This window comes from Chroogloeocystis siderophila 5.2 s.c.1 (assembly GCF_001904655.1).
Taxonomy (GTDB): domain Bacteria; phylum Cyanobacteriota; class Cyanobacteriia; order Cyanobacteriales; family Chroococcidiopsidaceae; genus Chroogloeocystis; species Chroogloeocystis siderophila.
This window is the reverse complement of record NZ_MRCC01000011.1, coordinates 17924-42192: the sequence shown is the minus strand read 5'-3', so window position 1 is coordinate 42192 and position 24269 is coordinate 17924. Positions and strand designations below refer to the sequence as shown.

The 24269-nt window shown below is 42.4% G+C and carries 24 protein-coding genes; 11 read left to right on the top strand and 13 right to left on the bottom strand.

Annotated features, from left to right (window positions below):
• Positions 1-7: 7 nt before the first annotated feature.
• Positions 8-1126, bottom strand: a complete 1119-nt coding sequence (locus NIES1031_RS14180; RefSeq protein ID WP_073550307.1) for a SpoIID/LytB domain-containing protein — start codon at positions 1124-1126, stop codon at positions 8-10.
• A gap of 187 nt (positions 1127-1313) precedes the next feature.
• Between NIES1031_RS14180 and NIES1031_RS14175 the strand changes: the two genes are divergently transcribed.
• Positions 1314-2294 (top strand): ribonuclease Z, encoded by a 981-nt coding sequence (locus NIES1031_RS14175; protein WP_073550165.1) that lies wholly within the window; start codon positions 1314-1316, stop codon positions 2292-2294.
• Between the two features lie 898 nt (positions 2295-3192).
• Here the strand turns inward: NIES1031_RS14175 and NIES1031_RS14170 are convergent.
• A complete protein-coding gene (locus NIES1031_RS14170) occupies positions 3193-4230 on the bottom strand; it encodes an ABC transporter substrate-binding protein (RefSeq protein ID WP_073550163.1) in 1038 nt (345 codons plus the stop codon).
• An 865-nt stretch (positions 4231-5095) separates the two neighbouring features.
• On the opposite strand from NIES1031_RS14170, the gene NIES1031_RS14165 reads away from it, so the two are divergent.
• From NIES1031_RS14165 to NIES1031_RS14155, 3 genes are all read left to right on the top strand, one after another.
• The gene (locus tag NIES1031_RS14165) at positions 5096-5494 is read left to right on the top strand and encodes an Npun_F0494 family protein (protein WP_073550161.1); all 399 of its coding nucleotides are present in this window, start codon (positions 5096-5098) and stop codon (positions 5492-5494) included.
• A 126-nt stretch (positions 5495-5620) separates the two neighbouring features.
• Positions 5621-7108: a cobyric acid synthase CobQ gene (gene cobQ, locus NIES1031_RS14160; protein WP_073550159.1), complete on the top strand. Its 1488-nt coding sequence runs from the start codon at positions 5621-5623 to the stop codon at positions 7106-7108.
• A 6-nt stretch (positions 7109-7114) separates the two neighbouring features.
• Complete coding sequence (locus tag NIES1031_RS14155; RefSeq protein ID WP_073550157.1) at positions 7115-7354, top strand: 2Fe-2S iron-sulfur cluster-binding protein; 240 nt, start codon at positions 7115-7117, stop codon at positions 7352-7354.
• A gap of 31 nt (positions 7355-7385) precedes the next feature.
• Here NIES1031_RS14155 and nrtS read toward each other — a convergent pair whose 3' ends face one another.
• From nrtS to NIES1031_RS14120, 7 genes are all read right to left on the bottom strand, one after another.
• Positions 7386-7619 carry a nitrate/nitrite transporter NrtS gene (nrtS, locus tag NIES1031_RS14150; RefSeq protein WP_178378142.1) on the bottom strand — a complete coding sequence of 78 codons (234 nt, stop codon included), beginning with the start codon at positions 7617-7619 and terminating at the stop codon, positions 7386-7388.
• Positions 7620-7715: 96 nt separating this feature from the next.
• On the bottom strand, positions 7716-8165 hold the full coding sequence (locus tag NIES1031_RS14145) for an SRPBCC family protein (RefSeq protein ID WP_073550153.1): 450 nt from the start codon (positions 8163-8165) through the stop codon (positions 7716-7718).
• 71 nt (positions 8166-8236) lie between these two features.
• Positions 8237-8371, bottom strand: coding sequence for an FAD-dependent oxidoreductase (locus NIES1031_RS23835; protein ID WP_143167778.1), 135 nt, complete (start codon positions 8369-8371; stop codon positions 8237-8239).
• Positions 8372-8730: 359 nt separating this feature from the next.
• On the bottom strand, positions 8731-9783 hold the full coding sequence (locus tag NIES1031_RS14135) for an ABC transporter substrate-binding protein (RefSeq protein WP_073550151.1): 1053 nt from the start codon (positions 9781-9783) through the stop codon (positions 8731-8733).
• A 158-nt stretch (positions 9784-9941) separates the two neighbouring features.
• Entirely contained in the window at positions 9942-12371 is a 2430-nt protein-coding gene (locus tag NIES1031_RS14130; RefSeq protein WP_073550150.1) for a TonB-dependent siderophore receptor, read from the bottom strand.
• Positions 12372-12517: 146 nt separating this feature from the next.
• Complete coding sequence (locus NIES1031_RS14125; protein WP_073550149.1) at positions 12518-13534, bottom strand: helix-turn-helix domain-containing protein; 1017 nt, start codon at positions 13532-13534, stop codon at positions 12518-12520.
• A gap of 104 nt (positions 13535-13638) precedes the next feature.
• Complete coding sequence (locus NIES1031_RS14120; RefSeq protein WP_073550147.1) at positions 13639-15282, bottom strand: DUF6930 domain-containing protein; 1644 nt, start codon at positions 15280-15282, stop codon at positions 13639-13641.
• A 243-nt stretch (positions 15283-15525) separates the two neighbouring features.
• Here NIES1031_RS14120 and NIES1031_RS14115 point away from each other — a divergent pair, with 243 nt between their 5' ends.
• From NIES1031_RS14115 to NIES1031_RS14105, 3 genes are all read left to right on the top strand, one after another.
• Positions 15526-15882 carry an iron-sulfur cluster assembly accessory protein gene (locus tag NIES1031_RS14115; protein ID WP_073550146.1) on the top strand — a complete coding sequence of 119 codons (357 nt, stop codon included), beginning with the start codon at positions 15526-15528 and terminating at the stop codon, positions 15880-15882.
• 129 nt (positions 15883-16011) lie between these two features.
• Positions 16012-16431, top strand: a complete 420-nt coding sequence (locus NIES1031_RS14110; protein WP_073550145.1) for a tetratricopeptide repeat protein — start codon at positions 16012-16014, stop codon at positions 16429-16431.
• Between the two features lie 69 nt (positions 16432-16500).
• A complete protein-coding gene (locus tag NIES1031_RS14105) occupies positions 16501-16758 on the top strand; it encodes a hypothetical protein (RefSeq protein WP_073550144.1) in 258 nt (85 codons plus the stop codon).
• Positions 16759-16776: 18 nt separating this feature from the next.
• On the opposite strand, the gene thyD is transcribed toward NIES1031_RS14105, so the two are convergent.
• Complete coding sequence (thyD, locus tag NIES1031_RS14100; RefSeq protein WP_073550142.1) at positions 16777-17697, bottom strand: thylakoid membrane protein ThyD; 921 nt, start codon at positions 17695-17697, stop codon at positions 16777-16779.
• A 97-nt stretch (positions 17698-17794) separates the two neighbouring features.
• Here thyD and NIES1031_RS14095 point away from each other — a divergent pair, with 97 nt between their 5' ends.
• Positions 17795-18919 carry an iron-containing redox enzyme family protein gene (locus NIES1031_RS14095; RefSeq protein ID WP_236738842.1) on the top strand — a complete coding sequence of 375 codons (1125 nt, stop codon included), beginning with the start codon at positions 17795-17797 and terminating at the stop codon, positions 18917-18919.
• A gap of 72 nt (positions 18920-18991) precedes the next feature.
• Here the strand turns inward: NIES1031_RS14095 and NIES1031_RS14090 are convergent, their stop codons facing one another.
• Both NIES1031_RS14090 and NIES1031_RS14085 read right to left on the bottom strand, forming a co-directional pair.
• On the bottom strand, positions 18992-19705 hold the full coding sequence (locus NIES1031_RS14090; protein ID WP_073550140.1) for a class I SAM-dependent methyltransferase: 714 nt from the start codon (positions 19703-19705) through the stop codon (positions 18992-18994).
• Between the two features lie 432 nt (positions 19706-20137).
• On the bottom strand, positions 20138-20467 hold the full coding sequence (locus tag NIES1031_RS14085) for a hypothetical protein (RefSeq protein ID WP_073550138.1): 330 nt from the start codon (positions 20465-20467) through the stop codon (positions 20138-20140).
• Positions 20468-20598: 131 nt separating this feature from the next.
• Between NIES1031_RS14085 and NIES1031_RS14080 the strand changes: the two genes are divergently transcribed.
• From NIES1031_RS14080 to NIES1031_RS14070, 3 genes are all read left to right on the top strand, one after another.
• Complete coding sequence (locus NIES1031_RS14080; protein WP_084544357.1) at positions 20599-21138, top strand: rhodanese-like domain-containing protein; 540 nt, start codon at positions 20599-20601, stop codon at positions 21136-21138.
• 165 nt (positions 21139-21303) lie between these two features.
• Positions 21304-22323, top strand: coding sequence for an SDR family oxidoreductase (locus tag NIES1031_RS14075; RefSeq protein WP_073550136.1), 1020 nt, complete (start codon positions 21304-21306; stop codon positions 22321-22323).
• A 176-nt stretch (positions 22324-22499) separates the two neighbouring features.
• Positions 22500-22799, top strand: coding sequence for a hypothetical protein (locus NIES1031_RS14070; protein ID WP_073550134.1), 300 nt, complete (start codon positions 22500-22502; stop codon positions 22797-22799).
• A gap of 111 nt (positions 22800-22910) precedes the next feature.
• Here the strand turns inward: NIES1031_RS14070 and NIES1031_RS14065 are convergent, their stop codons facing one another.
• Positions 22911-24152, bottom strand: coding sequence for an FtsX-like permease family protein (locus tag NIES1031_RS14065; RefSeq protein ID WP_073550132.1), 1242 nt, complete (start codon positions 24150-24152; stop codon positions 22911-22913).
• Between the last annotated feature and the right edge of the window lie 117 nt (positions 24153-24269).

Here is a 24269-nt window from a genome sequence, read left to right as displayed (position 1 = left end):
TTTAGGGTTAAGGTTTTAGCTGAGCCAGGCTAGCACCGCGATAGTAGTGCGATAAAATTTGCTGGTACTTAACACCCTGTTGCGCTAAATTATACGCTCCCCATTGACTCATACCCAAGCCATGACCCCAACCACGACCATCAAAGCGTAAACCCAAAGGTTCGGCTGTGATCGTAAAGCGCGTACTTCTCAAACCAAGCGCAGTACGTAAAGCATCACCTCGCAGTTCGCGCGTACCGCGATCGCCGATAAATTTCATGCTTTTGACGCTACCATAAGGACTTAAAACGGGCGTTAAAGCTTGTACCGTGCCAATTCCAGTAATTTTCTGGTTCAGTTCTGCTCCCGTCACCGTCTTTACCCACTGACAGGCATTCACATTGTCATCGTAGCCAGCAACGCCCCGTAAGTATGGTAATGGTTGCGACCACACATCTTCAACGTTTTCTGTATGACCGCCCGAACACGCATGAAAGGCTGCGAGAATCGCTTTGTTATTGTGAGTGAGGATTTGCCCCGTGGTGGCATTTACCGCAGCATGAGTACCAGGTGATTCGCTGGCAATACCCTTGTAAACCTGTGATGCTTGCGTATTGACAACATCATAAACACCGTTGCTTTCATTTTCTCGCTTGTAAACCGCATAAGTACGCGCCGCAACGGCTTGGGCTTTTAAAGCTTCTTGATGCCAATTACCATTCATCTCTCCGCCGAGAACGCTGTAGAGATACTGTTCCAAATCGACGTAGTTAACCGCAGTTACGCCTTGTTGTGTGGGCATTAACAAGGTTTTTCCGCGATACCAGCGATCGCCAATGAATACATAGCCATCCCCACTCGGCTCAACCCACATCGCCGAAGATTTTACCTGCGCTAAGGCAACGCCAGCAGGATTGGGTTGCGCGTAAAAGGCATTCATTGCCGCAAGTTGTCCCAACGGTTTGCCACTGCTGTAATCGCGGATTGTCGCCGTTGTTGAACTACCAACTTTAACTTGCTCGACACCTTGTTCAATTGCTACGCGAATTTCCATTGCCGCTGAGGGAGTAATGAACGCGAGCCAAAACAAGGTTGACCACCAGAAGCGCCCTTGAAGCGATAACAAGCGTAGAAGTTTAAATTTCATACTGGCATCCTTACATTTTTTGTTCTGGCGATTAAATAGAGGTTGATGACGATCAAATTTCAAATACATCAGTATAAGCGAATTAACTGCTTTTTGCAGCAATCGACCCCACAAACGAGTTTTCTACTCTAGTCGTGCCACTATAGATAAAGAAGTCGCAAAATTCTGTAGATAGGTTGCCACTTTCGTGCAAATTACATTTTTAGGAACAAGTTCTGGTGTCCCCACGCGATCGCGTAATGTTTCTAGCGTGGCGCTTCGTTTACCGCAAAGAGCCGAAGTGTGGTTGTTCGACTGTGGCGAAGGTACGCAACATCAAATTTTACGCAGCGAGCTGAAAATCAGCCAACTTTCACGGATCTTTATTACCCATTTACACGGGGATCACATTTTTGGATTAATGGGGCTTTTAGCAACCTGTGGATTGGCTGGCAACACAAAAAGAATCGATATCTATGGTCCACCTAAATTAGACGAATACTTGCGCGCGTGTGGTCGTTATTCTTCGACTCACTTAGCATACAACATCCAAGTCCATACAGTACAACCTGGTGTTGTATATGAAGATAACGAATTTACTGTCACGTGCGAACGATTAGAACATCGGATTACAACTTTTGGCTACCGCGTAGCCGAAAAAGATCGCCCAGGAAGGTTTGATGTCGAAAAAGCAAAAGCCCTAGCAATTCCCCCTGGCAGAATTTACGGTCAACTTAAACGCGGGGAAACTGTGACACTGCTTGACGGACGCACCATTCACGGCGCTGATCTATGCGGTTTACCAGAAATCGGACGCAAAATTGCTTATTGTACAGATACTATCTATTGCGATGGCGCAGTCCACCTAGCTCAAAATGCCGATGTCCTCATTCACGAAGCAACTTTCTCGCATCAAGATGCAGAACTTGCTTTTCAACGCCTCCACTCTACCTCAACAATGGCAGCACAAGTCGCTTTAGCGGCTCAAGTTAAACAGTTAATTATGACGCATTTTAGTCCCCGCTATGCGCCAGGAAACGTCATCGAATTAAAAGATTTACTTCAGGAAGCCCAAGCAATTTTTCCTAACACACAAATGGCATACGATTTTATGACGTATGAAGTTCCTAGACGGCGTGAAGCAGAATTGGCAAAAACTTCTGGGCAAAACGAAATGGTTAATTACTAAGTCTCGCAATCAATCGCTTTGATTTCGCGCAAGCCTGTACTAAATTCTATTCTTTCTTCAAGAGAATAGTTAAACTGACTACTCGAACCAAAAAACATTCCTATAAGTTGCTCTCTACAGAAAAAATTATCATCAGTATCGCAGTAGCCCAACTCACTATAGACTTCTATCAAATGTACAGAATCGTCCTCTAAAAGAAGTCGATATTACCACGTACCAATTCGGTAGGGCAACCGTAATATTCTTTACTGTATAAATTTGAGCTTTGATTTGCATATTTTTCTTAGAGAATTTCCTACTTAAATGATAATTAATCATAAGGTTTATCTCGGTCAGAATAATTCAGATTTTAGTTAAAAAGTTCAGTGTAACAACAAATTGATATATCTTCGCAACATTTTTCTGCTAAAGATGACAAACACAAGAAACGAAAATGTACTATTTCCTTATATAGCAGTCCTAAATCATTCGTGAAAAACCTCTCCTTTGTGTCCTACTCTACGAGAAGTCGCCCTACGGGCGTCTATGTGCCTTTGTGGTTTATTAAAAAATAATTTTCACAACTCAAATAGGATCGCTATATCAAGGGTTAAGTTTACACACTGTAAGGTCATTATTTTCTAGAGTAAAGTTATAAATTATTGACTTCAGCAGCTTTTTCAGATGCATTAACTTGTTAATACTGCAAACTTTATTACACAAATATATGAGATAGATTACTGAAAGTGGCAAACCGGATGCAACTGTGATGTTAGTTACCAGGCTATTGAGCAAATTTATATTATTTTGCATAAAAAAATAATTATGGCTTACCTTTAAAAGCGTTGAACTTGTTAGGGTAAGCCATATATTTATTAATAACTACTGACTGAATGAGATTAGCAACACTAAGGAAAAACTACACTCGCCCTTTGCGAGAAGCAGCGTAAGCTTTAACGAAACGATCGTCAAATATACGATTTAAGTCGGGAATACGTTTAATCAAGTCAGCTTCCAAAAGAAACTTATTAATCTCTTTAGCTGCATAATGCAAAGATTGCATATCATTTCTTGGTTGAAAGGCTTGCAAGTTTTGTTCAACAGAGAAAAGTGTAGTACCAGCATCGTAAGTTTTATAATCTGCAACCGAAACCCCAGCCTTTTGAGCCATAATTTCAAGAGATTTTGCCTGATTTTTCTGTATAAAATCTAAAGTATCAAACCAGGTGTTGACGAGTGCTTGTACTTCTTGAGGACGCTCATTAATCATCTTTCTACTGACAACTAAATGATCTGGAATTGCTCCAGGAAAATCTTTAGAACTAAATAATTCTTTACTTCCAGGACGTTCTAGAGCTTTAGTTGTAAAAGGTGCATATACTGCTACTGCATCAACTCTACCTGCTGCAAATGCGGCAGCCGCAGCACCTGTCTCTAGCGGAAAAAACTCAATGTCTGCTTGAGTTATTCCAGCTTCTTTCATCCCTAAAAGTAATAGAAAATGGTCTACAGTTCCTTCTTCTGCTGCAACTTTTTTGCCTTTCAATTCAGCGATACTATTAATACCTTCACGGACAATAACTTTATCATTACCCGTTGAGTTATCATTAACTAGAACAACAACTTGGTCAGAGCCATTCGCTGCTGAACTAATTGTTTGGTCTAAAGTTTGACAATTAGCATCTAACTGACCTGCATTCATTGCATTCATAGAATCTAAGTAGCCATCAAACCATCTAAGATTTACTTGAACATTATTTTTAGCAAATAAGTTTTGCTCATTTGCAACTGCCCAAGGATACCAGCCAGGCCAACCACTATAACCCATTTGAACTGGCGTAGCTGTTGCAGCAGTATTCGTAATATTAGAGGCTGGTTGTGTCGAAGAACAGCTAACAGTCACTATTAAGCTAACTAAGAAAACGCCAATAAGTGACAGGATTTTATTTATTTTCATGATTATATCTAAAAGTTTTATAGAAATAGCTAAACATTTCTTAAAATGTTTGACTACTTTGTTGTAGCCGAGTATCTAATTACTGTTATCCTTATTTGATTTACTCTTCTAAACTGCCGCTTGTTTCAGCAGTATTTGAAATATGTGTAGCATCATAATCTGTTTGACTAATAAAGTTCTCTTGTAAAAGAGTATTCCCAATTTCTCACTACTCATAACACTCAAGTTAGAAATTGGTAGTTGCTTTAATCCATATACTAAAATTAGTTATATTGAAGATAGTTTTTGAGTCGCTTTAAGTCTCTGCAACTTAGTTGTTAGAGACCTCAATAAAAGAAAAGCAGGTATTTATAAGGTTCTCTAAACAACTCTAAAAAATGTAAATATTCTTGTTGCTAAATAAAAGACAGTATTCCTTTTTCTAAAGATCTTTGTGCTTTAGTATTTCTCGTACAAAATTTTGGACATCCAGCAACATCGCACATTAGAAGCCATTTGATTGTTACGACATCTTGTGAAGCTAGGTATAACTGTCTTGATTCTTTGATAAACAATGCAAATTAGCAGGTAATAAATCATAGTTCTGTAGCATTGTCTACATAACTTAGCTACAACATAAATTTAAAAACACTCCTACTATTTGTCATGCGCAATTTTACTGAAACCTTTTAGCGATCGCACTGTTGGTTAGATTGGCACTGCCCTGACTGCTTTTTTTATACTTCTACCGCAAATCTAACTTGCCTACACTGATGAATTGATGATTTCGGCGTTGAATCACAACTACTGTTTAAAATAGATAGCTAGCCATAAAGAAATATTGTTAACGATATTTCTAACAAAGTAGTGTAATGAGCAAGACAAAATGTCGATTGCCGAGTCCAACAGTCCCAAAAAAGTTCTTTATCCAAGAAAAACAGTCGAACGCGCGAAAGTAGCACTGGCGTGTTCGCCGTTTCAACGACATTTATTTGAAACGATGTGCTATCAAAGCGTTTCTACCAATGCGATCGCCAATGTGAGTGGCACTCAGCAAGGCTATACCAAGCGTCCGCTATCGGAATTAGCCGTAGAAAATGCTTTAATGTGGTTAATTCAAGTTGGAGTACTGCGCCGTGAAGTTGACGGACAGGGAATTACAGATAGTTTTCGTTTAACGCCGTTAGGTCGGCAGTTAGTCGAAGAAACTCAACAATCGTGGAATCCAACACGTCGTGATCGTCTGTCAAATATGCTGAATCGCTGGCTGCGACTGCCATTTTAAGCGAGTATTGCTTTACAAATAGTTGAAAGTGAGCAAGAAAAGGGAAAAATATGAAATGAGACTTGATGCTATAACTACAGCCGACTTGATACCTCACTTTTTAACTTCTCAAGATAGATGCCCTCTATGAAAGCAATTATGGTGGTAGGAACCACATCCCACGCTGGAAAATCGCTCCTTAGTGCAGCTATTTGTCGCATTTTGGCGCGACGTGGCTGGCGGGTTGCGCCCTTCAAAGGGCAAAATATGGCTTTAAATTCCTATGTCACCACGAGTGGGGGCGAAATTGGTTATGCACAAGCCGTACAAGCTTGGGCGGCGGGAGTCACGCCGACAGTAGACATGAACCCTATTCTGCTCAAGCCGCAGGGTAACATGACCTCGCAAGTCATTCTCAAAGGTAAAGCTGTAGGCAAAGTGAGCGCGACTGATTACTACGAACAATATTTTGATGTAGGATGGCAGGCAATTACAGAGTCATTACAACACCTCGCGGCTGAATTTGATTTGCTGGTGTGTGAAGGTGCAGGAAGTCCCGCAGAAATTAACCTTAAACACCGCGACTTGACAAATATGCGCGTCGCAAAGCATTTAAATGCTCCTACCTTGCTAGTTGTTGATATTGATCGCGGTGGTGCTTTTGCGCATGTGGTAGGTACTTTAGAGTTACTAGAACCAGAGGAAAGAGCGTTAATTCGCGGTGTCGTTATCAATAAATTTCGCGGACAGCGATCGCTTTTAGAATCAGGTCTTCATTGGTTGGAAGAACGCACGGGGATTCCTGTATTAGGTGTTATTCCCTGGATTGAAGATGTCTTTCCGGCTGAAGACTCTTTAGACTTACTCGAACGCAAACACAGTAATCAAGGAGAACTTGAGATCGCCGTTATCCGCTTACCCCGAATTTCTAACTTTACCGATTTTGACCCGTTAGAAGCCGAACCAAGTGTTTCGCTAAAATACATTAGCCCAAAGCAAGAATTGGGGCATCCTGATGCGGTGATTATTCCAGGTTCAAAAACGACAATTGCAGACTTATTAATTTTGCAGCGAACTGGAATGGCAGAAGCAATTCAAAACTATGCAGCAGCCGGCGGTACGGTATTAGGAATTTGTGGTGGCTTTCAAATGCTAGGCAAATTTCTCGCTGATCCTGAAGGCGTAGAGGGCGAAGCAGGAAGATTTAAGGGATTAAGTTTATTGCCGATTCAAACGGTAATTACAGGGCAAAAAGTAGCGCGACAACGGCAAGTTGTATCAAATTTTCCACAAGTAGGCTTACCTGTTGCTGGCTACGAAATTCATCAAGGGCGATCGCGTATCGTGGAAACTCCAAATACACCACCTAATCCTAATACATACCAAGCGTTATTTGACGATCCTAGTTTGGGTTTGGTTGATAATTATCAATCAGTTTGGGGAACGTACTTGCACGGTATTTTCGACAATGGCGCTTGGCGGCGTGCTTGGTTAAATCGCTTACGCCAACAACGCGGTCTAAAATCTTTACCTACAGGTGTTTCTAACTATCGCAAACAGCGCGAAACTACGTTAAATACGCTTGCTGCAATTGTAGAGGCAAACTTAGACTTGACGAAGATTTTGCCGTCCTAAAGAATCATGGCAACTCATATACGTTTTTTACCAGATAATGTAACGGTGACAGCTAGTGTTGGTGAACCTTTATTAGCTGTTGCGCAACGGGCTGGAGTCACAATTCCTACTGGCTGTTTGATGGGATCGTGTCACGCTTGTGAAGTAGAACTAGAAGATGGAGACACGATCTGTGCTTGTATTACCGCTGTTCCGCCTGGGTGCGCGGAATTAACAATTTATCTGTTTAGCGATCCGACGTGGTAATTGATAAAGTGTGATTTCTACTTGTGCTGGCTTATTTAAGTCTTCTCGAACTACTGATATATTGACCGTGGATATTGACAAAGTAGGGAACTAAGTAAGTCAGAGTTGCCGAAATCCAGCGATCGCGTGTCATCTGTCCTTGGACAAAAGCTGCACCATGATTGATCGCAAACAACAATGAACCAATGACAACTGCGACCTTGAGCGCAATTGGCATAAATTGAGGATTGACAAGGCTAAGAAAATAACCTCGTAGGAACTTCATCAAGCAAACTTCAGCAATGACAGCTAAGTATAAATCTTTTCAAGCTTATGACTTGTTAAGTTAGTTACAACCATCGAGCCAAACCGAGCAAACAGCTTATTTTTGTGCGGCTTTTGCTTGGAGTGCATAATCGCGGAAGCGTTCTAAATCAGCTTTGATCGTCGATTCAACCGCGCGACCGAGGAAAAGATTATCCATAATTCTACCTAGAATTCCAGGAATCGCGTAGGAAACCGAAAGTTTCACAATACTGCTATTGTGGCGATCATAAAAGCGAATCGCACCACGGTTAGGCAATCCATCCACCGATTCCCATTGAATAATTTGCTGCGGTACCATTTTCAGGATTCGCGATAACCAAGTGAATTCTAGCCCCCCAGTATTAAGTTTCCACCGCGAGAGTTCGGGATTATCTTCTAAAATCTTTACTGATGAAATCCATTTCATCCACCGAGGCATCTGCTCAAGATCAGACCACAAACTCCACACGAGGTCAATTGGTGCTTCTACCTCAATCTGCACGCTATGCTCTAACCAATCTGGCATTGATATGTTCCTTTGTGTTTGCTGTGGTTTAACGACTAACCTTTGAGGGTTGGGAAATAACGGCTATCGCTTCAAAAAGCCTGAGCAGCAGTGCATCCCGCAAGAGTAGCGCCTTCTATACTATCGATATTATCTTGCTGTATGTAGCTACCTGCGAGAAAAAATTTTGTTATGGCAGTTTTTTGGGGTGGATGCTGTTGGTTCATTTACCGAATTTACAGCGGTTACTAGCCCAGCTAACCCCGCTTGGAAGGTGGCAACGCGCATTTAGTCTATCCTGCTCACATCTTTACGTATTTTAATCTGAAGGAGAAGAGATATTGTATTTGATTTCGAGTCATACGTATTCATTGAATCCTACACAAGACTAATCTACTATTGATTAGACCTCCTGCATAAAATGAATTGCGAACAAATTCGCTGTGGAGTTCTGAATCATGAATGTTGAATAATGAAATTGTTTGCTAAGAAAGGTGCCAAAGGCATTAGAAGTTTTAATTCAAAACGTGCTAACGCATTGCAGTATCTAACAAACACCCGAAGGGAGTAAGAGGACGTCTGTGATTCATGTAGGAGATCTATTAACTAGCATTGAAAGCGATACTAGCTGTGCTTGAAGTTGCTTGAGCGCTAGTTGTGCTCCAGTAGGTGAGGGTATAGCTCGGCAAATGTAAGTTGGAATGAAGTAAACTCGGTTTGCCTGACTCGCACTCAAGGACTGCGCGATTGTATTACTACGCCATGATCGCTGAATTTTTTGCAATTGGTTGTTTTCTAAATTTTTGACGCTTCCCATCTGACTAAAGCTGGTAACATCATGTCCCTGTATAAAAATTAAATTGGCATCGAGTTGTGGTAAGACTTCTACTGAGATTGATTGTACAATGCTGGTTGGCTGCTCGTTGGATCGTGAAACTAGTTGAAATCCTACGTCTTCGAGCAAACCACCGCAGAAATCTGCTGATGTCACTAGTTCGAGTGATTGTGTAAGTTGCTCTGATGCCAACATAAGTACTTCTGGATATGCTTTAACAATTGGTGCTATCGCTTGACGAGTTGCTTCTACTTGCTGACGATGCGTTTCAATGACGGCTTGTGCTTGCCGCTCACGCCCCAATACCTGAGCGATCGCGCTTAGTGGTTCTTGCCATTTATCGTGTCCGACATATTCAAATAGTAGAGTCGGGGCAATTTGACTGAGTTGAGCGTATTCATCTTTGTTTTGCCCGCTGTCTCCCAGAATCAAGTCGGGTTTAAGTCGCGCGATCGCCTCTAAAGATGGTTCACTGCTAGCCCCAAGATTTGCGATTGGTTGGGTGATGCGATTACCTAAATAAGGAATCTGCTGGCTAGGACGATCAAACTCGCCGCGATGAATGGGAAATACTTCAGCATAACCGACTGGCTGCACATCGAGTGACAGTAAGATGTCTAACATCTTAGGATTGAGTGCCACAATTCGTTGTGGGCGATCGCAAACTTGAGTCTCACCAACTTCGTGCTGAACTGTTTGGCAATTTGATGCCGAGACATTGCCTTGATTAGATGGCGTCTGATGACAAGCAGAAGTTGCGCAGAGCGCACAACCGAGTAGCAGTAATTTAAGAATGTGACGCATGTAATAACTCTCGCTCTTGAGTAGAAGCCGCATAGGTAGGCATAATTTATGTATTACACGCATTCCTAAAGAGGAAAATGGAAAGTTACCGATAGATTTCCATTAACAATTATCAGTTCCCAACCATATGAAAATTACAAATCAAAATCTTACAAAACTTAAAATCTCACTGAAATTGAGCCAATCATAGTAAATGGTTCTCCAGGTTGCCCAGCGCTTGTGCGGCTGCCAAAATTACCAGTACTACCTATATAATCAACATCAAATAGATTTTTGAAATTGAGCGCCAAGCGCCAATTATCGCGTTGATAGAATACAGCCACGTTGGTTAGAAAATAGCTGGCTACCTCAAAAGTATTGCTCAAATCGCCTTGACGTTCCCCAATATAGTTCAACCCAATACCAAATCCCAATCCTTGAAAATCGCCATTTTGGATCTGATAAGTTGTCCAGAGGCTAGCGTTGTGCAGTGGAATTCCTGGTAACTGATTGCCAATGGGGATAGTATTATCTTGGGTGATGGCAGCATCAGTATAAGCGTAGGACGCAATAATATTCCATCCTGGTAAAATTTGCCCAGTCAGATCGAATTCAAAGCCGCGACTGCGCTGTTCGCCTGTGGCAATGGAAATTCCCAAACCAGGAAAATCAGGATCTTCAGTTAACACGTTCTGTTTTGTAATGTCAAAATATGCGAGTGTAGCCAGTAAATTACCATCTAAAAATTCGGCTTTAACTCCAACTTCAAATCCTGCACCTAGTTCAGGTTCAAATGCAGTACCGTCGGCTGCGACACCTGTATTGGGATTAAATGATTGCGAATAACTGGCATAAAGCGCAATGTCTTCAATCGGTTTGTAGACAATGCCCACTCGTGGAGTCAGAGCATTATCGCTTTGAGTCGTATCGCCATCAGGATAAAATAGTGCTGGAACATTATCAATGCGTTGCTCTACTATGTCGTAACGCAAGCCTAGCAGCAAGTTGAAATTATCAACAATCTGAATTTGATCTTGTAGATAAATTCCGATACGGTCAGTTTCTGATGTGCGATCAAATAGCAATGTGTCCAAAATAGGTCGGTCTACACCGTATACTGGGTCAAAAACATTAATGGGGGATGGAGTGAAATTAGCGATCGCATATTGACTTGTGTTTGTGCGACTCAAATCAACTCCAAATAACAACGTGTGTTCTACAGAACCTGTGGCAAATTCACCGACAAGATTCGTTTGCAGCGTGTAGTTTTGAGAATTAAAATCATCTAATGCAAAAACTCGCGTGAGAATTCCAGTTTCTTCATCAAACTCCAGTGGGATAGATAGCCGATCTGAGAAGACACTCGCATCTTTGAAGCGAAAAGCATTACGAATTGACCAGCTGTCGCTCAACTGATGATTGAGATTGTAGCCAACACTCAAAAAATTGCGGCGAATAAAGTCATCAGGCTCGTTGAAAATGCGATTGCGCGGTACGTCTACGACGCTATTACCAAAGGCAACTGTACCAGAATCGTGTGGTCGTTCGCGATTTGAAACCTGGAGATCGAACGTGAGATTAGTGCGATCGCTAATCTCCCATGTTAAAACAGGAGAAATAAAAAATTGCTCAAAATCTTGGTCAAAATTCCGAAAACCATCTTGGCGCGAATACAATGCATTCAAGCGATACAACAAAGTTGCATTATCGTTTAGCAAACCAGAAATATCAAACCGAGGACGAATGAGATTGTAGCTACCAAGTTGAATTTCGGTTTCGTAAAATGGGTCAGATAAGGGTTGTCTGGTAACTAAATTGATTGTGCCACCAGGCTGAATTTCCCCATAAAGAATGGATGCTGGACCTCTTAATACTTCAATTTGTTCGATATTGGCAACTTCAGGAATTTCAGCCAAGTCATACTGGCGAAAACCATCTTGTAACACAGCAGTGCCACCAAACCCGCGAATGCTATAATTCACATCACTAAATGTATCTGTGCCGTTGTAGATAACTCCACCCGCATTTTGCAACGCTTCATCCAAGCGCGTTACCTGTTGTTCCTCCAACACTTGCCGAGGAATTACTTGAATTGATTGCGGAATTTCGAGAATCGGTGTATTAGTTCGCGTTGCTGTACTCGCATTAGGAACTAAATAGCCGTCTTCTTGTTCTCCTGTCACCAAAATTTCTATCGAATCGTCCTCAGTTGGCGCTGAAACTACACTAACGACCAACCCTGCTAGTGCGGTTCTTACCTCGGCTACTGGTGGGGCTTCGGTTCCAGTAATTGCAATGCGAATGCCTTTTGTTGGTAAGTTGGTGACGCGGATTGACGCGATTGCTGAGGTAGGTTCGGTAGCTTGAAATTCATTGCGATCTCCTAGCGTTAATATCGCATTCGGAATATCGGCAATCAGAGTACTACCAATCGTCCAGGTTATCGGAACTGGCAATTGTCCTGAAGTTATCAAAATGACTTCTATTCCAGCATGGGTTTTGAGTTGGACGTTTGTCACTTCAACTACAGAAGCTGGGGCAATCGGCGTTGATTGCTGCGGTTTAGCTAAGGAAGGAACATTAGCCCATACTGGCTGAATCGTAATCATTGATGCTATTCCGGCAAACCAAATTATTCTTAGTCTATTCACGCGATCGCCTCACCCACTAAGCATTCAAGAATTTATCTCAATAGATACGTGTTAGATATTAAGGCGTTTTGCTAATCGCGGTCTTATTCTAGACGGAGATTTTTTTATCCGAAACGGAATTGAGAATTGTAGGCAAGTGGACTACTGCCAAAACGTTTACGAAACGCTTTACTAAACGAGGGAAGACTGCTGTAACCAACAGCGTAAGCAACTTCAGTCACACTGAGTTGACCTGTTGCCAAAAGTTGACGCGATCGCTCCATGCGAACTTCATGCAAATAACCAAAAACCGTTGTGCCAAAGATCTGGCGAAACCCCCACTTGAGTTTGCACTCATTCAGCCTAACTTGCCGTGCCAACGCTAGCAGTGATGGGGGATTATCAATGTTCTGAATGAGAATTTCTCGCGCTTGATGCAACCTTTCGATATCTTCGTGCCGCAATCGCGGCGCTCTCTGAGGTGTTTGACTATCTTCTAACCAATGCGTAAACTGTAAGGTGAGTAATTCTAAGGCTTTGCTCTCCAAATACATCTTTTGCATTGTGCCTTGATATGGACACTGCAAAACTTGATGCAGTATCTGCCGCATCGCAGTTGTTGTTTGACCCAGCGGCTGATGAAATCGTGCAGTCAAATCTCCTGCGATCAACCTTTGTAACGGCTGTGGTAGATCTCTACCAGGGTCAAATTCTTGCAAACTTTCAGGCTCGATAAGAACCATCACCAGTCGAATTGACTCTTGAGCGTACCATTCTTCAAATTCAACGAGATTAGGCAAATAGTAAAGGTAGTTATAGCCAGCAATTTCTTCGTAATCTGGTTTTACATCTGGGACATTGGGTGTAAGAACTCTGGAGTTGCCGGACAAATGAAATTTAGCAATTAGTGGAGTCGATTGGTCGTGTGGGTTTTCTAGCCGGATTGTTTGCCATAGAAACGCATTACGAATTCTAATGGTGAGTCCATGACGCAGCACAATCGTGCGATCGCCCCCCCTACCTAATTTTTGTGGCAGAAGTTCTTGACACTCACAAGCAGAGTGCTGATAAATTCTCTCACCTTGTTGACTTGCAGCCTCAAAAAGCGCTTGCAATTCTGCTGTACTAAGTGCAACCATCATTCTCGATTCAATGCCTTGCTATGAGCACAAGCAGTTAATGAAAGCTAGTGTCATTAGTCTACAGGAAAAACCTAACTTCGACTTATACGAGGCTATTGATTAACTTATTCAAATTGTGGCATCAGTTGCAGCGTGCCAATGCCTAGATCTTGCGGTGAAAGCGATCGCGCTTCAAATAATGCCATCATGTCGCGTAATTGCGGCTGTCCGCGCGAAGCACCCATTAAACCACGCGCAATGATTAAACCACAGTAGCCTTTAGTTTTTTTACAGCGTTCATCCCACTTTTTGCGCGCCGCGATGTGAACGGGATCGTCGTCTAAAAACTCACCAAAGAGAAATAACTCGCCGTTTTCGGTTTGCAGAATGCCTAAGTCGTAGCGATCGCCACCAAATATATCCGTACCAGGATTAAACCCGATACCTTTGATTCCACCAGTTGCTTGAATTGTCTCAATTAAATTTTTAGCTTTAGGACGGGAAGTTTGAATGAGAATAACTGGTAATCCATCACCGCTTGAGGACATTTCTTCGGATTGGGTCAAATGCGTCACAGATGCGCGCAGATGCTCAACCATATCCCATGACACAACGCCAAGACTCAGAAACGATTCCTCTGGAATTAAGTCATCTCTAAGCGCCCCTAAGCTTGATAATTCTTCGACATCGGTAAATTCTGCTTCATCGCCAAAACCTGCCATTTCTTCTAGTTCTGTGGCCAACTCTGGCATAGTGTTAACAGTGACATCAATTTGTATAGTTTTGCGGTTTTGGTCTTTTATCGGTAAAGCAATTCGATAGCGCTCACTCAAAGCGGGAAATGTTTCCGCGCTCAATCGACGGCGTTTGCTGCGAATAAAACGTGCGAGGGCTTCTAACGCCAAAAATACCGCAGTCGCTTCTTCGTCATAAAGTACTGCGCGCAAACCTTCGAGGGGGTGAATATTACCAAATGATGGTTGAATTTGGGCAATTGGCAAATCGGCTAAATCGATAATGTCGATGTCTTCATCTTCTTCGTCTGTTGTTCGCTCAAACGTTAAAAATAAACAATCCTGCTTCAGAAAAGCTTCTTCTAAAAGTTCGGGCGATTCTTCCTCATCCGACAAAACCGAAGCGCGAAATCGCCGGAGTGATTCTTGCGAACGATACAGTAAAATTCCATACTCCATCCCCAACATTCCCATAACTGAGGCATAAAGCGTGCCAACATCGCTTTGATTGATCTCGATGGCGATGATCTGATGTTCTTCGAGAAATTTCCAAGGCGCGGCTTGCCAAATCTCTAAGGCTTTTTTCCTGAGTGGTTCGGCAAACTGTGGTGGTAAATCGGGTGTATGTTCATCGCCACCGTCTTGAAATCCACGATAAAGTTCCTCGATCAGCGGTAATTGCGGAACATAATCGATAACGATTTCGAGTTCTTGCAGGACACCACGTAAGAAAAACTGTAATTCGCGATCGCTGACAACAATTTTTTGGGGGCGCGCAGGTTTAGCTGGACTGTTGGGATGCTCCATTGCGCGCAGTAATGTACGAACAACAGCTTCTGGACCACTTTCAGCCGCAACAACGTCCATCGCTCTCACAACGCCTTGCGAACCATCTACCCACAAGATACATTCGCCGTGTGCTTCTAAGTTCTGTTTGTGAGTTGACAACGGACGCCGATCACCTTCCCAGACACTAGAAGTCTGGTGCAATTTTTGTAATCGACGACGGGTAGAGCAATTTAAGGACATTGTCATATAACCAAGCTAACCAGAAAATGCGGTTGAGAAGCACGACCTTAAGAGCCTTTTTACAAGTCTCCCCTGCTTGCGGGTCAAAAAGCTTATCTGTATTTAACCCATCAATTCTAGGATAGAAACCTTTGGAGTGCTTTTAAAGGAGTAGAGTACAATTCCTCAAACCTTTGTATCTAAACCGTTAAAATAAACGAAAAAGCTGACATCAGTTTACGCTAAAAATCTCAGGAGTTTAATCGACTTATGGTGCAAGCAGTTCCCTCACAACAACGCGGTATTCTACTCAGTGAAGCAGCTTTACGCCAAGTACTATTCCTTCGTGATCGCCAAGGAAAAGATTTGTGTTTGCGTGTCGGTGTTCGCCAAGGCGGCTGTTCGGGAATGTCTTATCTGATGGATTTTGAAGACCCCAGCAAAATTCGTAGCGATGATGAAGTGTATGATTACGATGGTTTCAAAATTGTTTGCGATCGCAAAAGTATGTTATACCTCTATGGTTTAATGCTCGACTATAGTGATGCGATGATTGGTGGTGGATTCCAATTTACCAACCCCAACGCTAACCAAACTTGTGGATGCGGTAAATCGTTTGGAGTTTGATGAAGCTGGTATTTTGTAAAGCCTTAGCGCCGGTAAGAGGTAATGGGTAATAGGTATTAGAGAAGCTTTCCCCTGACCAATTACCAATTACCAGTTTTTTTTGGTACGTTTATTTTCACTTACTCAGTAATGACAGAAACGCTTAGCTCTTTATTTGACACAGCTATAGAACGTTATAAAGCTGGTGAAGATCCAGCAAGTTTAATTTCGGTTTTTCAAGACATTTGCGATCGCGCTCCAAAAAGTAGCGCCGCGTGGACGTGTTTGGCGTGGATTTATCTACTTAACAACAAACCTAGCTTGGCGTACAAAGCCGCACAAAAAGCAGTAAAACTACATCCCCATGACCCCCAAGCTAGAGTTAATCTAGCAGTTGCCATGCTAGAAACAGGTCAAAAAGGAGTACGCGAACACGTCGATTATGCGATGCAATTGATGATGATTGACTCGGAAATGCGTGATGAAGTCAAACAAAGTATTAATGATGGTTTAACCCGCAAACCCGACTGGAAAAGTCTTCAGCGAGTACAAAGCTGGTTGTTTAATTAAAGCCAGAGGCTATAGGCTAGATGTTTTGTCTACCCCATAGCTTAAAAAGGTGCGATTATTTCTAAATAAATGAAAGAAAAACTACTCTACTGGTTAAATACTGCCTTAGTTGCAGATTTTTTTCTTGTTTTACTTAGCTTTTTTTGGCTCGCGATCGCCGTAATTGGTCATACGCTTAATATTCCGCTTGGTTTAGATCTTTGGTACAAACTATGGCAGCCAGTATTTACACCTGCGATTGGCATCCTTATGGCTGGTTCAATCATCAGTGGATTAATCGGCTGGATATTCAAGCGGTTAAATTTACGACAACAGCCCAAAAGTTAACCAGCATTACGCTCAGCTTCATGACAAAATATCTGCTAAGGCTTGTTTAACATTCGGATACTGAAACTCAAAATTATAGGCTTGTGCGCGTTGCGGTAAGACTTTCTGCCCTTCTAGCACAACAATTGCACCATCTCCTAAAAGCGCCTCGATCGCAAAACCTGGTACTGGTAGCCAAGAAGGACGATTCATCACTTCTCCCATCGTTTGACAAAATTCTGCCATCCGTACAGGATTAGGCGCAGTGGCGTTGAGGACGCCTTGAATGTCTTCGCGTTGAATTGCGGCAATAATTAAACTTACTACGTCGTCGCGGTGAATCCAGGAAAACCACTGACGACCGCTACCGATTGGACCGCCAGCAAAAAGTTTAAAGGGAGTCACCATCCGCGCGATCGCACCGCCCATGCCTAAGACAATACCAAATCTTAAAATAACTAGGCGAACTCCATAATCTAAAACTTTCTGTGCTTCCGCTTCCCAGGCACGACAAACTTCGGCAAGAAAATCATTACCGGATGTACTTGTTTCATCAAAAGTTTCCGTTTCACTCGTGCCATAATAACCAATCGCAGAAGCATTGACTAAAACTTTGGGTTTAGGGTTTGCTTTAGCGATCGCTTCGACGATTCTTTGTGTACCAAGCTGCCGACTTTGAAAGATTTCTTGCTTGCGTTGAGGTGTCCACCGTCCTTCGGCGATCGATTCGCCTGCTAGATTGACAACCGCATCACAACCGGCGATCGCGTTTTGCCAAGCACCTGATTCGCGAGGGCTATATGCGACAATTTCTACATTCGAGTAAACTTCCTTGGGAAAAACTCGTTGCGCGCTTGTGGAATTGCGCGTAAACACTAGCACTTGGTCGCCTTGCGCGTGGAGGCGTTCTACCAAGCGACTGCCAACAAATCCTGTGGCTCCTGTAATTGCTACTTTCATTTAACTTACACTCACTGGTGTCATCTCAACTGCTCCAGAGCGAATCTAGCATCTTTCTTGTCTCCTCAATGATCTACCTCTAGAGTGGAGTATTGCGATGCGATCGTTACGGACAATTGTAGATACTTGTTCAATGTTATCCGAAGCATTACCGCGTACGGCGATGATTACACAAACCAACCAAACTGTATACACTGACACCGAGCAGCAATTTATAGCACTGCTCGACATGATAAATTTAGACGAGAATCTGGCTTCCCAACCCGAACTTGCCAGTCAATTTGAAGCATCGCTCGATCGCGCTATCCAAGACGCCTATCACACCAATTCTAATGATACAGCCGCGCATCGCTTTTTACAGCGGGTGTTGTATCGCATTAACCGTCTCAAGTTATTTTGGTACGACGATTTGCGCCACTATACGAACGAACGTTCAGCTTACTTACGTAGTGTCCGCGATCGCATCGAAGCACCTTGGCAAGCATGGGAACTCGCCCAAATTGATGTTGCTGCACTGCAACAAGAAGATGTCAAGCAAGGGCTAATGAATCGCGGTGCGCGCGATCTCGATCCCCCACCATCTGAAGATAGCCGTTATATCCGCGAACAAACGACTGAAGCTGGATATCGCCGGATACTCGCGATTGGTTCTTTTGATGGATTAGTTGAAGGAAGCCGCCTGTCAAGAATTCTGGGTGGTGCAGCGAATGAAGTCCAAGCAACACTCACTAGGGTATTAATCGAAGAATATGGCAACGGTCGCTTATCGCGCAAGCACTCGACGTATTTTGCTCAAATGCTATCCGAGTTTGGTATGAACACCGAACCCGAAGCGTATTTTGATTTAGTGCCTTGGGAAGTGCTAGCTTGCGCTAACCACAACTTTTTAGTAACTGAATGCAAGCGTTATTTCCTGCGCTACAATGGCGGGCTAACTTATTTTGAGGTAGCAGGACCTGCGGCTTATCGTAACTATCTTACCGCTGCGCAACGTTTGGGTTTATCACAAGCAGCAATGGGTTATTGGGAGTTGCACATTCGCGAAGACGAACGTCACGGACGCTGGATGTTGGACGATGTTGCTTTACCTTTAGCTGATAAGTACCCAGAACAAGCTTGGGAACTTTTACTCGGATACGACCAAGAAAAACTTATGGGCGATCGCGCCGGAGTTGCAATCGTGCGATCAGCAAAAGAAGCGGATCGTTTGCAAGTTAAATAAATAAACTTACGTCCCTCACATTGTTGATAGTTGGGGGATGTATTTTGATGGCTAATTCAATAGCAGAAAGATTTATAAAGCTGTCATCACTTGAACTAATTCTTTCGATAAATCGGATGTTAATTTCTGCTGTTTTGTAAACAATACGCCTGCTAGCATATAAATATTATCGGAGTAAAAAGCTTGATTATTTTTTCTTAACTCAGTAATTCTTTGTTGTACTTTAGGGTCAGAACTATAGTAACCAAACTTCAATGGTGAAACTATAAAATCAGCAGTACCGTAGCCTCTTGTGATCGCGTAATCTATGAGGCTTTCAGGATTAGAGTAACTAGAAATCATTACGAGTACATTTTCGTAAGCCAAAGATAAAAGCTTTTGGGTAATCGTAATTCCATCAATTCCTCCATGCAGAAATGGTTGATATATCTTATTATCCTTAGCAGGAAGATAAGGTGGATTTGAGATTAAATACTCGGCTTGGTGTGCGGCATCAAAAAAAGATGCATTATGTATTATGTAATGACTCGCTAAACCGAAGGCTTCGATTTTTGATTGGGCAGCTTCGTAAGCTAAATGATTAACTTCAAACCCATGTATCACACCAGGAAATCTTGTTCTCAGTAGTGATTTAATAACTGGACTACCATCACCGGAGCCAAATTCAACTATTGCTTTTAACGCAGAACACTTATTTAATACTAATGATTCTATGCAAAAAGCATAAAAATCAGACTCTTCTGGGCAAAAGAAAATATCTTTTAGCGACTGGAGTGAAGTGAGCATAGAAATTTCAGTAAACTTATATACTGAAATTAATCTTTAAGCTTTTCTTTATTCATCTATCTCTAGTTCTATACCAAAAAGCTTAAGTATTTAAACTGAAAGTATTTTAGACTACACTAAAAGAAATTCATATCATTATTGAATTTGGTAAGCGGTTATTACCGTCAATTTCTCTTTTTCATTTTATGTAAAGTATCTAATTTGACTACGTATTTACCTGTTTAAACTAGAGAAAAGTTTATTGTAGATGTATTGTAGATATTAAGAAAAGCATTTAGATAAGAAATGACACTAACACAAGAGCAATAGCTCGTTTATAAATTAAATCTATTGCTATTGCCAAAAATTTAATTAAAGCTAGCTCAAAATAACTTTTGACATTTGAGAAGTTATCTTGAACTAGTAGTGATCGCATCCATCGCCAAGCAAAAATTATTGTGCTACTACAGGCTGCTTTACTGCAAGGCGTCTGGCAACAATAATTGAGCTGAGATTAGTTAATAAACAAGTGCTTGCTAAGCATAGCAAGATGTATGTTGGAGGCATAACAACTCCCACCATAAACCAAGTCCAGACGTGCAGTAACATCAACACTGCAAAGATACTAGCAATTCCGGCTGATTGCCATACCTGAGACATAGGACGCCGTAGTACAGTTAGCAGCATTGTCAGTGAGGTAGCAATTAAGTTAGCAGGAACTAAAACTGCACATAGAGCAATGCAGTGAGTACGTGAAAGTTCTGCAAGAGTGTTGACAAACATTCAGTTACCTAGATGATCTAAGTTGCCAAATCCTAACATTAATCTTTATTGTATGAACCATTCACTCGCCTAATATTAAACTTTTCGTAATAATCTAAGTGCAGCGTGATCGCACATTATGATTAGCGGTTATGACGATTGAGTTGGATAGCAAGATTATTTGGGGCTTAATAGTCATGTTTTTGGGAGTTGTCGGGTTGTTGAATTGGCGATCGCTTGCTTTTGCGATTTTGAAACGTTTGATCAAACGTAAGTTTCCCACAGTTCAACCGTTGACTACCCAACAATTGGCACAATGGCAAAATTCTCAACAGCCACAACCTGTTTTACTCGACACCCGCAATGCAGCGGAATATCAACTGAGTCATCTGCAACAAGCGCGACACATCGATCCCCAGCAACCTGACCTATCTGCTTTACCTGAATCACGCGAGACACCAATTGTCGTTTATTGCTCAGTAGGCTATCGTAGCGCAAAAATCGCGACAAAGTTAGCTGAGGCTGGTTACAAGCACGTATACAACCTTGAGGGTAGTATTTTTCAATGGGTGAATGAAGGACGTTCGGTCTTTCAAGATGACAAGTTGACAACGCAAGTTCATCCTTACGATCGCCGTTGGGGAAAACTTCTCAAACGCAAGTATCGCGCAAAACTTACAGATGAGAAGTAACATCTCGATGCTATGTTATATTTTTCTTTCCGCATAGACTTTTCTATTTGTCAATCTTATGGCTGATGTCTATCTCCTTAAAATTTTTCTAATTTAATTAATAAAAGTTCATAAAGCTTTCTGGCTTAGGAAAGCTACGAGGGTGCAAAAATTTTAGGAGTAAAAGTGACTCAGCTTAAATCAATAAATCAACAAGTTGTTGCAATTGTGGGCGCTTCGAGTGGAATTGGCAGAGAGACAGCGTTACAGTTTGCTAAGCGTGGGGCGAAGGTTGTCGTTGCAGCAAGAAGTGAATCAGGATTGCGGTCCCTTGTCGAAGAAATTCAACGCATGGGCGGCGACGCGATCTATGTTCTTGCGGATGTAAGTGATTTTGAGCAGGTAAAAGCGATCGCAGATAAAACCGTACAAGTTTACGGTAGACTAGACACCTGGGTTCATGCGGCTGCGACAGGAGTACTCGCGCCTTTTGAAAAAATTACGCCAGAAGAATTTAAGCGCGTTATTGATGTTAACCTCACTGGACAAGCGTACGGCGCGATGGCTGCACTACCGCACCTCAAACGCGAAGGGCGTGGCGCATTCATTAGCATTTCTTCAGTAGAAGCAAGACGCGCGATTCCACTACAAAGCCCTTATTCTGCCTCAAAACATGGGGTAGAAGGACTTTTAGAATCTCTACGTGTTGAATTAATGCACGAAGGTATTCCGATCAGCATCACAAACATTATGCCTTCGGTGATTAATACACCTTACTACAACAAAGTCCGCACGAAATTAGGTGTAAAACCAACAGGAGTACCACCCTACTATCAACCCAGCCTAGTTGCGGATGCTATTGTGTATACTGCTGAGCATCCCACACGCGATTTTATCGTAGGAGATGTCGGCAAAGTTGTTGATTTGCTACAAAAAGTTTCGCCACAATTATTTGATGCGTTATTGCTGATCATTGGTTTTCCTGGACAACGTACCAACGAACCAAAATCAGAAGATGCACCACACAACGTATTTGAACCGATTGAAGGCTACGACCGAGTAGAGGGAGACTTCAGCAACCTCACGATACCAAGTTTCAGCGACTGGCTTGATAAGAATCCACCAATTAAGTGGGGCGCTGTAGCGGCTGCAACATTAGGAGTTGCTACCGTTTTAAAAGCCTTGTTACCTGGAAACGACGCTTAAGCTTTGCAATTGGCATCTAGCTAAACGCCAATAGCAAATCGCTTTGGTGTTGAATCTACGCTAATTTAATTCCTACGAAAGAGATACTCCTGATACATAGTGGGCTATTTTCAAAGAAGCTGAGCAGTTGACTATTGATTGCTCTTTCTCAAGTTTGAAGCAGAGAGTAAACTATTATGATTAACGAACCAGAGCAAGTATTGCCGGAAGATCCTCGTGAAGCTGAACCAGGGAGAGGCGCACCGGGAGACAATCACTACGGCGTACAAATGGCACAAACCATTGACGTTAATCCTCCAGATGCTGTCATCCCATCTAACACAGACACAGAAGAAAGTGTCCATCAAGTTGAAGTCTTGGCAGAACAAGAAGAAGGAACAGGATTACCGACTACCGATGGCTATGTTGTTGATGAGTCAGGTAGGCTAGACAACTTTGCAGTTGAGCCACCGATGTATTACGAAGACGAAAAGTAGTGTTTTGAGTGGCTAGTGGATAGCTGTAATTCGCTAGTGAACGATACACCGGAGTTAAACTCCGGTGCCGTGCCTGCGTTCACCGCCTTCCGCGGTCACTAATTGCTTCGATTATGCTTTAAAGACGATCGCCGGATCGACGCGAGTTACTTTTTGAATCGCAAATGCAGCAGAACCGACGCACATCAATACAGTGACACCAAAAATTGCGATCGCACTCATCGGCGTAATCAAAATCATAATTCCCTGTGTTGCCATCGTCCAAGCTCCCACGCCGTAGCATAGAATCATACTTGGTATATAACCTAAAATTGCCATCCACAAGGATTGCTCAACAATCACGCTATAGATTTTCCAATCAGAAGCACCCATTGCCTTGAGCGTACCAAATTCTTTTAAATGATCTGTAACTGAAGAATAAAGAATTTGCCCAACAACAACAACTCCAACAATCACACCTACCACTGTACTAAGACCTAAAATAAAACCAATTCCTGTCCGCTGCTGCCAAAATTGTTGATTGTGTCTAATAAGTTCTGCCTGAGTAAAAGCACGTGTATTAGGTAATGCCGTTTCTATTCTTTGCTTAAGTACTTGTAAATTTTCTCCTGGCTGTGCTTGAATTAATACATGGGTAATCAAGTCAGATGCTGCTAGTGGTTTAGGCGCGGCGGTTGTCTCAGGATCGGGCTGTGTGTAGACATTAGTACATTGAATATCTGATGAACCTGCTTGCAATTTGCAAGACAGAGTAGCACTTTGACCGGAGTTAGCGTAGGCGTTAGCGTTCTCTAAAGAAGTAAATACGAACGGATTAGAAATAATAGAACGATTTCCCTGAGTGACACCAACAACTCTTGCAGGTAAAGTCGCAATCTCCTCAACTTCCCCAACGTCACTTACATTGAGTGTCGTTAAATTTGTTCCATCTACCATAACAGTGTATGGCTGTGCTAGAGCAGTGATATTTCCTTGAGTAACATTTTGGGGTGTAAACAATTGCCCGTTGGGATTAAAGCCAATAATTCGCACTAAAACAATCTCTTGCAACGAATTACGCCAAATTGCACCTCTAAGCATCAAAGGTTCAGCGTTGGCGACACCAACAACTTTCTGTGCGTCATTAACTTTGCTCGCAGGGATAGGTAAAGATAGTTCCAGATGCACAATACTTTCGGATGTCACCCAAATATCAGCTTGCGAATGCTCCATAATTTGGGTAGTCGAGCGCGTAAAGCCATTAAAAATTCCCGTCTGAATCGTCACCAGACTCACTGCAAACATAATTCCCGCTTGGGCTACAAGAAAGCGCGGCAGATCTTCTAGGAGATTTTTGCGAGCAACTGAAACCATGAATTATTGTAGGGGTCAGGGAAAGACAGTTCTATTACTATAGTAAAAGTGATATCAGTTTGGCGTAATAAGGGAAATTAAACCGACATTAAAGCGTAACTGTATTAGTCCACGAAG